The organism is Micrococcales bacterium, assembly GCA_009784895.1.
GTDB lineage: Bacteria > Actinomycetota > Actinomycetes > Actinomycetales > WQXJ01 > WQXJ01.
In genome coordinates this window covers 1-7,675 of the sequence record WQXJ01000069.1, presented here as the reverse complement: position 1 = coordinate 7,675, position 7,675 = coordinate 1, and the positions used below count along the sequence as shown (strand labels likewise).

The window sequence follows — 7,675 nt, the reverse complement described above, 5'->3', positions numbered from 1 at the left end:
CCGGTAGCCCAACCCTTGGCTTTCCCAACACCGGCTGAGCCGCCGGTGGCCCAACCTTTGGCTTTCCCAACGCCGGTTGAGACGCCAGAGGCTGAACTGCCAGCTTTCCCAACACCGACTGAGCCGCCAGATGGCGCGAACTTGGATTTCGCGCCGCCGCCGGAGTTGCCCGATGCCGCCTCCCGGAATGCCAGCCCACCCTCGCCTTCGACTTGGGACCAGACGGAAATGGCCCAACCGAAGCAGGCAAAGGCAACGCCAGCCTTCGATTTGGCTGCGTCCCGTTTGGTGGCAGCCGACCCCAAGTGGCAAGCACGGACGGCTCCCCCGGGCAATCAACCGCCTCGCTTAGCCAAGCCTTCGGCCGACGCCTGGAACGACCTGCAACCGCCGGAACCAAACCTGCCCCCGGCGGGACTACCCGAGCCGCGGACACGGCGGCGGACCGAACCACAGCCACCGCCGGAACCGAGCTCCTTGCCGCCCCGACGATCCGTTCATGGTCCGCATGACCCGGCCACTGACCTGCGCCGCCGGGCTGGACTGGCGCCGCGGGCGGCAGTTTTCCCGCCCGAGGTGGCGGTGCCACCGGGCCTGCCAACAGACCCTGACCAAGTCTCGCCGGTTGATACTTCATCCACACTCAAAGCTGTGCCATTTGCCCTGGCAGAACAGGTCAAGCGCTCGCCTACGACCGGGCCGCTGCGCCGGGTCGAGGTGTCAGAGGATTCAGCCAGAGAGCCGCCCGAAGACCAGGCTACGCCGCCACCTAAACAGCCGGTAGAACCTCCGGCACCAGACCAATTGGCCCTGACGGACCCAGAGGCAACTGCGGTGGTGGGCTCGCCAATTGAAGCCGATTGGACAGGCGGGCGAACAGAAGACTTGGCAGCCGATTGGCCAACCGCCACCGCTGAGCCAGGCCCAGGGGCGACATCGGCGCCGCCTGCGCCCTTTGGTCCTGGCGACCCCCTGGCCAAAGCCGGGGCCGGCCCTGATCAGGCCTATTCAACTGACCGGTTCCGCCTGCCCGGGCGAGGTGACAGGGGCGACTCCAAGCGTCGCACTGGCCAGCGGTCGAGACCAGGGCCAGGCGCCATACAGCGCTTTTTCGCTCATATGGGTCTGCACCGGCCAGGAGCATCACCCGTCATGACTGTCGCGGTGCTGGCGGGTCTGGTGGTTGTGGTGGTCGGAGTTGTCTGGCTGGCCCTGTCGATCACCAGCAACGACAAGGCGGCCACGTCGCAGGTGCCAACGCCCTCGGCCGGGGCTACAGGGGCAACCGAATGGTCAATGGCCCATGCGGTCGAATCCGGTGGCTTCAGCCTTGAGGTGACTTCGATCGAAGACTCCCTGACCTCCCTGACCGGCGACGACGCCAACCTCCCTGAACACGGCCAGTTCGTTGTGGTCGGTGTCAAAGTGACGCGGACCGCCAGTGACGATGGCACCTTCATGGCCGACAGGCAAGCTCTGGGCCTGCCAGATGGGCAGCGCTTTTTCAACGAGCCGGACAGCGCCTTCCTCTACAAAGGCACTCGGTTAGGCGCCAGTCCAATCCAGCCAGGAAAGACCGTCGAGGGCTTTTTGGTCTTTGACATTCCAGAAGGCCAAAAACCAGATCGCCTAGAGTTCACCGGCGAAATTGGCCAAGAACCGGTCATGGTGCCGCTGGGATGAGTCTGCTTTGGCCGGCGCTGCTCCCTCGCATCGCCCGGCTGAGACTTAGGACGCTGGCCCTGTTGCTGGCAGTTGTCTTCGCTGTGGTGCATGCCTACTTGATTTGGTTGTGCTTGGGGCCGCAGGCGGTCGGAGCCAACGACCTGGCGCTGTACGGCTGGTGGGTTGGCGAAGGGTTGTCTGGTCACGGTTGGATGGGCTTAGAGGTTGCTTGGGTCTATCCGGTTGGGGCCTTGTTCCCAATGGTCTTAGCGGCCGTGGCTGGTTTCGGCACTCCCTACACAGTGACCTGGTGCCTGGCTATCACCTTGGTCAACGCCGTCACTTGCCTGGCCGTGATCCGCTTGGGTGCTGTCGGGGCTGGTGAAGGCTTACCAAAGTCCTTGGCGGATGGTTTGCGCCGGGCGAGTTGGCCGTTGATCTGGTGGCTGGGGTTCTTAGGACTGCTAGGGCCGGTGGCGATGGCGCGGCTAGATGCGCTGGTGGTCCCTCCCATCGTGGTGGCGTTGTTGGTGGCGGCCCGGCGACCGAAGGTCGCCTCAGTGCTGCTGATGGCAGGGGCTTGGATCAAAGTGGCGCCGGCGGTGGTGTTGGCACCTGTGTTCGCCGTGACCAAGCGGCGTTGGGCTGAAGTGGTGCTGCCAGCCTTGGGCTTTTGCGCTGGAGTTGTACTGGTTGTTTTCGTCATTTCGGGCTCAGTTCGTCACCTGCTGTCTTTTTTGGTGGCCGAAAGTGACCGCGGCCTGCAAGTCGAATCGGTACTGGCCACACCGGTGGTGCTGGCTCATGCTCTGGCCGGCGAACAGATCGCCTTTTACAACCAGGCCATCAACACCAACGAGACTTGGGGTGGTGGGGCGGAGATGGCCATGCTGGTGGGCGACATTGGCCTGCCGCTGTTGTGTTTGGTCCTGGCGGTGTTGGCCTGGCTGGCCCGTCACCGGCCCATCGACGGTTTGATCTTGGCCTCCCAGGGGCTGTTGGCCGCCCTGATCGTGGCCAACAAGGTTGGCTCGCCGCAGTTTTGCGCCTGGCTGGCGCCTGTAGTGCTGGTGGCTTTGGTTTGGCGACGCGACCGGCAATTCTGGCGGCCGATGGCGCTACTGGTTGCCGCCTGCGCCCTTCTGACCGGGGTCATTTTCCCGATGGGCTACATCGCGTTCCTATCGGCCTGGCCACCGTTGCTGGTGGTCTACCTGCTGCGCAACATCGGTTGGACCTTGGTATTGGTGGCGACGGTGATTCGACTGGTGCGACTAGTTTTGGCCATTAGAGCGGAAATGAGAAGGTCCCATCCGGGACCGCGCACCGACTTCGCCCCAGAGCACGCGGCCAACCAAATAGGACCTTCTACAACATCAGACGAACCAGCTGACTGAAAAGTTCCCGCGCCTAGGGGGCTGGTGAACAATTCCCGCCGGCTGCGGTCGCCCCCAGGCGGCGCCTCGCTTCGTTGTACTCCTCGACGCTGCGCGCCTCGTCAACACCTTCGTTGGCCTCGGATGAGCCGGCAAGCCGCTCGTCGCTCGGCCTTCCTCGTTGTCGGCCGCACCCCGTTAGCCCTGCTAGCGGGGCAGACCTCCGCCTTGCGATGCATCACCTGGTGACGATCCTCGTTTCGGCGCGCATTATTCACCAACCCCCTAGCCTGAGCTGGTTTAGTTGGTCACGTCGGTGCCGCGAATCTTGGCGATCCAGCGCATCGGGTGATACAGCACAAAAACCACCACTGTGCCGACAACAATGCCGGTCAGCTCCATGTCACCAATCGCAAACGAGGCGTTGGCAATCCCCATAATCAAACCGGCGGCGGCCGGGAACAGGTTGACCGGATTGGCGAAATTGACTTTGTTGTCAATCCAGATACGGGCGCCCAGCAGGCCGATCATGCCGTACAGCACCACCCCGGCACCGCCCAAGACGCCGGGCGGAATGGCGCCAATAGCGGCGCCGAACTTCGGGAACAGGCTCAGCACCAGGGCTGTGGCGGCGGCCACCCAGTAGACGGCGGTGGAGTAGATCTTGGTGGCCGCCATAACGCCAATGTTCTCGGCATAGGTGGTGGTGCCAGAACCGCCGCCTAAACCAGCCAGGGTGGTGGCCAGCCCGTCGGCCAGCAGGGCTTTGCCAATGGCGCCGTCGTAGTTTTGCCCGGTCATAGTGGCGACCGACTTGACGTGGCCGACGTTCTCAGCGATTAGCACCAGCACCACCGGCACAAACATCAATACGATCGACCAATCGGGTTTGGGGGCATGGAAGGCCGGCAGGCCAATCAAATCGGCTTTGCTGATTACCGCCGTATCGACTTGGCCTTGAATTAGTGCCACGATGTAGCCGGCCAAAACCCCGGCCAGGATCGACAACCGTCCCAAAAGGCCACGCAGAGACACGGCCACCAGGACCGCCACCACCACCGTGACTGTGCCGGCCAGTGGGCCTGCGGCGAAGCCAAATCCGTCTTCTCCTTTGGCCCCCCAAGCCGCGCTGGCCAGGTTGAAGCCAATCAGCATGACCACCGCGCCTTGGACGGCCGGCGGCATGAAGGCGTTGATCCAGCCTGACCCGGCGACCTGGACAATGCCGCCAACTATGGCCAGCAGGATCCCTGCCACCAGAATGCCGAACAATGCGGCGCTGTAGTCGCCGCCACTGGTCTTGGCGGCCAGGATCGGGGCGATGAAGGCAAAGGAGCTGCCCAGGTAGGACGGCAGCCGGTTCTGGGTGAGGATCAGGAACAAGATGGTGCCAACACCGCTGAAGAACAGCGTGGTGGTGGCCGGGAAGCCAGTGATGGCCGGAACCGTTAGCGTGGCGCCGGCCATGGCCACGACATGCTGCATGCCCATGGCCACAGTCCGCGGCCAAGCTAACCGCTCTAGAGGTTTGACCACATCACCTGGGGCAATGGTTTTGCCGTTGCCGTGCAGTTCCCAAATGGCCATGTGTGCTCCCCGATTGAACTTGGCTGATGTGGCTGGGCCGATCCTACCTGCCTGGTCACGTGTCGATCTGGGCCCCGCCGCTGCTCGTGGCAATGGCGGCCCGCCAGCCCGGATCGAGGTCAAGGCAAGACAGGCCGGCCAGCGGCAGCATCGTCTGTGGCGGCCCGCTAGTCCGGTACCAGGCCACGGCAAAAAGGGCTAGCCAAAAGCAGCGCCGGCGGCACTGGGCCGCCAGCCCAGGTCAAGGCAAGACAGGCCGGCCTACGGCGGTATCGTCAGTGGCGGCTCGCCAGTCCGGTGCCAGGCCAAGGCCAAAAGGGCTAGCCAAAAGCAGCGCCGACGGCACTGGCCCGCCAGCCCGGGTCGAGGTCAAGGCAAGACAGGCCGGCCAGCCGCGGCAGCCGGCATCGGGCAGCCAAACGGTCTTTTCAGGCTGCAAGGTGTGAGACGATCAGCCAATGGACGCAGGTACTGAGGCCAGTCAACCAACCGGCCTGTTTGTTGGTTTGAGCGCCCTGGATGTAATCCAACTGGTCGAGCGGGTGCCGGGGCCAGACCAAAAGGTCACCGCACTGGACTTGGCCGTGGCCGCGGGCGGGCCGGCCGCCAACGCCGCCGTTGTTTTCGCCGCCCTGGGCGGGCGGGCCACCTTGGTAACGCGCTTGGGCCAGGATCCGGCTGGCAGCCTGGTCAAGGCTGATCTAGCCGCCCACGGGGTCGAGGTGCAGGTGGCGCCGGCAATGGGCCAGGTATCGACGACTTTGGCCAGCATCATGGTGACAGCCGCGACCGGCGAGCGGGCAGTGGTTTCCGCCACCGACCAGGGCCGATCCTACCGTGCGGCGACCGGCGCGGCCCATGCCAACCTGGAACCCGATGCCGGCAACGCCTCCCCGAACCGCGACTCAGCCACGACTTCCACCAACTACGACCCTGCCCCGACCACCCCCGACCGCGACTCTGACCCAACCACCCCGAACCGCGACCCTGACCCAACCACTCCCGGCCCAAACGCCGCAGATCTGATGGCGCGGATTCGCCCCCAGGTGGTCCTAGTCGACTCCCACGAGACCGACATTTCAATCCCAATCACCCAGGCCGCCCGGGCGGCCTCGGTCCCGGTGGTGATGGACTGCGGCGCCAAGAAGCCGTGGACTGCCAGGCAGTTGCCGTTCATTGACTGCGCTGTGGTCTCGGCCGCCTATTTGCCCGGCGGGGCGGAGGTAATTGCCGGGGACTTGCGCGGGCAGGGTGTTGGCTTCGGCGCCGTGACCGATGGCGGTGGTCCGGTCACCTACTGGACCTCGCTAGACGGGCCGCTTGGTTCGGTGCCAACTAGGTCCGTCAAAGTGGTTGACTCCCTGGCGGCCGGGGATTTTTTCCACGGCGCACTAGCCTTTGCCATGGCCAGCGACTCAATGGCGGCTGGCTCTCCCGCAATTGCCCGCGACTCTGTGGCGACTGGTTCTCTCACAATTGCCCAAGATGGCCCGGCTGTGGGCAGTTTCGCCGGCCAACTGGCCTTCGCCGCTGGAGTCGCGGCGCAGTCTGTTCAAGAATTCGGCAGCCGGTCCTGGCTGGCCCAGCTAGTCGCGACTCAATAGCCTCAGAGCCCTGAGCTGCGGTTCTCCTCGCTCGGCGAAAGAGCTAATCCCTCCGGTTTTGTTCATGGCCTAGCTCAAAGGCGCTGCTCCTCGCAGCTGGTCAGGGTTTCTGCAAGTGGGCCAAAAACCGGGCCGGTGTCCACACTTGGGGGCGTGGCAGTTCGGCATCGAGCAGGTCCCTATCTCCGGACACAATTGCGTCGACCTGTGCCGCAACGGCGGCACGGACAATTGGCCAGTCTCCGCGGTCTCGAACAAGCCTCACATCCACTTCAGTGATTGTGTCAGGCGTCGGTACAACGGTGATCCCGGGTGAGATACCGGACAGAAACAGCTCCATTGCCTCAGTCTTGCCCGGGAACTTGGCGCGGAAGACCTGACGCAACTCCCCAATGGTGTAGTCGCAGACAACGACGGTGTGAGGCGAGCTCAGCGCGAGATCGTAGGCCCGACCAGGTGTGCCGTCAGGGAACAAGGCAGCGGACACCAGCACGTTGGTGTCAAGCAGGTACTTCACTTAGGGACTGGTCTGCCGCCGCAAGCCGGCTACGTACGCGTCGACGGCCTCTTCGGTCGGCAGGCCAGCCTGCTCGGCCTGACCGGTCATTTCGGATTGCAGGATACGCATGGCGTACAGGGCGGGATTCATCATCACCACACGGTCTTGATCCCAGATCAGGGCGACTCTGTCGCCAGTGTCAACTGAGAGCTTGGCGCGAATGTCTTTGGGCAGTGTGATCTGGCCCTTTGCCATTACTTTGGCCACTTCGAGCAACAATGGTGCAGTCATCCCCTGACCTCTCCCCTACAATCCCTACATCTAGGGTAGCACGTCAGAGGTCTGCCCAGTCCGTCTTGCCGCACCACCCCTCCGGCTCGCCGGTGGCGCTGCCCCGTGCTGGTTGGGAGCTCGACCTGACCGTTTCGATGGCGCCGCTCAAACGACCTGAACACTTCGATGACACCGGCCAATCGACCTGATCGTTTCGATGGCGCCGCTCAAACGACCTGAACACTTCGATGACACCGGCCAATCGACCTGACCGTTTCGATGACGGCAGTTTCCGTCCACCTGGGGAAACGCTCTGGCCCGATCATCGAACCGTTCACCTCGATCTGGACCAATAACTCAACGGTTCAAGTCGATCTGGTCCAATAACTCAGCCGTTCAAGTCGATTCAGTCGAACCGGGGCACAGGAGGATCCCAGGCAGGGGCACCACCAAAAATCACCCGAGACATAGTGTCAACAATGCCCCGAGACATCACGTTGCGGTGCTCCTCGGCCCTGGGGGCCTCGTCAACCGCTGCCTTGGCCTCTCAACTTCGAGCAAGCTCGAATTGCCTCGGCCTGCGTTGCGGTGCTCCTCGGCCCTGGGGGCCTCGTCAACCGCTGCCTTGGCCTCGCAACTTCGAGCAAGCTCGAATTGCCTCGGCCTGCGTT

The 7,675-nt window shown here is 63.7% G+C and carries 6 protein-coding genes; 3 read left to right on the top strand and 3 right to left on the bottom strand.

Translation table 11 applies throughout. The features are described from left to right. Both FWD29_09410 and FWD29_09405 read left to right on the top strand, forming a co-directional pair. Positions 1-1,683: DUF4352 domain-containing protein (locus tag FWD29_09410; GenBank protein MCL2804147.1), on the top strand; the 1,683-nt coding region annotated here is incomplete at its 5' end. Beyond that, positions 1,680-3,062 (top strand): glycosyltransferase 87 family protein, encoded by a 1,383-nt coding sequence (locus FWD29_09405; protein ID MCL2804146.1) that lies wholly within the window; start codon positions 1,680-1,682, stop codon positions 3,060-3,062. The genes FWD29_09410 and FWD29_09405, both read left to right, overlap by 4 nt. A 279-nt stretch (positions 3,063-3,341) precedes the next feature. Here FWD29_09405 and FWD29_09400 read toward each other — a convergent pair whose 3' ends face one another. Next, positions 3,342-4,628 carry a nitrate reductase gene (locus tag FWD29_09400; protein MCL2804145.1) on the bottom strand — a complete coding sequence of 429 codons (1,287 nt, stop codon included), beginning with the start codon at positions 4,626-4,628 and terminating at the stop codon, positions 3,342-3,344. A gap of 458 nt (positions 4,629-5,086) precedes the next feature. Here FWD29_09400 and FWD29_09395 point away from each other — a divergent pair, with 458 nt between their 5' ends. Beyond that, positions 5,087-6,232, top strand: coding sequence for a PfkB family carbohydrate kinase (locus FWD29_09395; GenBank protein MCL2804144.1), 1,146 nt, complete (start codon positions 5,087-5,089; stop codon positions 6,230-6,232). 100 nt (positions 6,233-6,332) lie between these two features. On the opposite strand, the gene FWD29_09390 is transcribed toward FWD29_09395, so the two are convergent. Beyond that, a complete protein-coding gene (locus FWD29_09390; GenBank protein MCL2804143.1) occupies positions 6,333-6,749 on the bottom strand; it encodes a putative toxin-antitoxin system toxin component, PIN family in 417 nt (138 codons plus the stop codon). Then, on the bottom strand, positions 6,750-7,022 hold the full coding sequence (locus FWD29_09385; protein MCL2804142.1) for an AbrB/MazE/SpoVT family DNA-binding domain-containing protein: 273 nt from the start codon (positions 7,020-7,022) through the stop codon (positions 6,750-6,752). It abuts the gene before it with no gap. Between the last annotated feature and the right edge of the window lie 653 nt (positions 7,023-7,675).